The 1,567-nt window shown below is 62.5% G+C and carries 3 protein-coding genes; 1 reads left to right on the top strand and 2 read right to left on the bottom strand.

Annotated features, from left to right (window positions below; all coding sequences use genetic code 11):
• Nucleotides 1-137 precede the first annotated feature (137 nt).
• Nucleotides 138-311: a hypothetical protein gene (locus L8H00_RS18625; protein ID WP_242098845.1), complete on the top strand. Its 174-nt coding sequence runs from the start codon at nt 138-140 to the stop codon at nt 309-311.
• Between the two features lie 40 nt (nt 312-351).
• Here the strand turns inward: L8H00_RS18625 and L8H00_RS18620 are convergent, their stop codons facing one another.
• Nucleotides 352-624, bottom strand: coding sequence for a hypothetical protein (locus L8H00_RS18620; protein ID WP_242098843.1), 273 nt, complete (start codon nt 622-624; stop codon nt 352-354).
• A 114-nt stretch (nt 625-738) separates the two neighbouring features.
• Nucleotides 739-1,293: a recombinase family protein gene (locus tag L8H00_RS18615; RefSeq protein WP_242098840.1), complete on the bottom strand. Its 555-nt coding sequence runs from the start codon at nt 1,291-1,293 to the stop codon at nt 739-741.
• Nucleotides 1,294-1,567: the final 274 nt, after the last annotated feature.

Genomic DNA, 1,567 nt, shown 5'->3' with positions numbered 1-1,567 from the left:
CTGGAGCGGGCGAAGGGAAATCAGCCTTGGCACCATTCAGAGCCGTTTCGCTGACCGCCTGAGCGCGGTCTCGCAAGCGTGCGGTGATGGTCTGGATGGTGGCTGGTGCCTCGTCAGTGAGGTCGAGGGGATGGTCCATGGATGGCGCTTTCAAGGACGGTTGCGGCGACGATCATGGCGACGGTTCGTGCCCGATCTGCCGTGGTGAGGAGTTGAGCCCGGACTTTATCGCCATGCTCGAACAGGCAGCGGCTCAGCCGGGTCGTGCGATGACGATCGAGCAGTTCGAGGCGTGGCTGGACGATCTTTGACGAGCAGATCATTCCACGACGCTTCTTCTGCGATGCCAGTTCAGTGCCGCTTCGGGAACTCGATCACATTGCTGCGGTCGAGGAAGGCGTCGATGCCTTCCTCGTCGAGCGCCAGTTGGAACGCCTGAAGGGCCTCGTCGTCCGTGTCGAACAGGTTGTCCCAGACGGTCGAAGTGCCGTTCTCATTGACGACCTCCATGGCCCATTTGGGGTCGTGTTCGAGCCGGTATATCTTCACCTCGACGCTCGCGCCCTGAACGGTGACGGTGCGCGACAGCCCCGAGTGGATGATGTTGGGATCACGCTCTTCCACGCTGGACTCCGGGTCGATGACGATACCGGCTTGTAGCGGATGAAGACCGGGGGGTCATCTTTGGACGCCGATCACGGGTTCGTTTTGCACGCCGATCTGGCGCGCGGATCGCCATCACGCCGCCAGCGCCCGGTAGACCGACGCGCGGCCGATCTTAAGACGCTGGGCGATGGCCGTCGCGCCGAGGCCCTGCTCGCGCAGTTGACGCACAGCGTCGGGGCTGATCGTCGCTGGGCGGCCCTTATAGACGCCCTTGAGCTTTGCCGCCTCGATCCCGCGCCGCTGCCGCGCCTTAATGAAGTGCTTCTCCATCATCCCTACCATGCCGAAGATGGTCAGCATGACCTCGGCCATCATGTCGGTGCCGTCGAACACGATGTTGGGGTCGTTGATCCGCAGGATCGCGCCGCGCTCAATGACCCGCTTGCTGATGGTCAGCAGGTCGGCCGTGTCACGGGCGAGGCGGTCGGGATGAAGGGCGAGCAGTTCGTCGCCGGGTTCGAGCAGGCGCAGGGCGGCTTCGAGTTGGTCGCGACCGTCGAGGGATGATCCGTTGCCGATGTCGGTGAACACCACCACCGCGCCCAGCTTCTCCAACATCGCCTTCTGGCTGGCGATGTCCTGCCCCTGATCTGAACTGATGCGCGCGTAGCCAAGCGTCTTACCCATCGGTGCCCCTGATCGTCTCGTATGGATCAAGACCGTTGCACAGATCGGTGTATCGTCAAGAAAATGAACTCATATGAGACGCGGATCGTGTCTCACCGGCTGTTCCGCATAGGGTTGCCCTATCGGGGCGGGCAGGTCAGGTGATCCTCGGCCCGACGCCCACTGAGAAATGCGGCAACGGTCAGACCGATACTCGGCATAGCATCTTGTCGGTCGCGCTGATGCGCAGGCGCGAGATGATGAGAAGCTTATCGGCCTGCTCAATGGGGAGCCA

It is taken from the genome of Sphingomonas sp. CROZ-RG-20F-R02-07 (genome assembly GCF_022662335.1).
Classification (GTDB): domain Bacteria; phylum Pseudomonadota; class Alphaproteobacteria; order Sphingomonadales; family Sphingomonadaceae; genus Sphingomonas.
The sequence above is the reverse complement of the archived record's forward strand: the minus strand, read 5'-3'. Positions and strand labels throughout refer to the sequence as shown.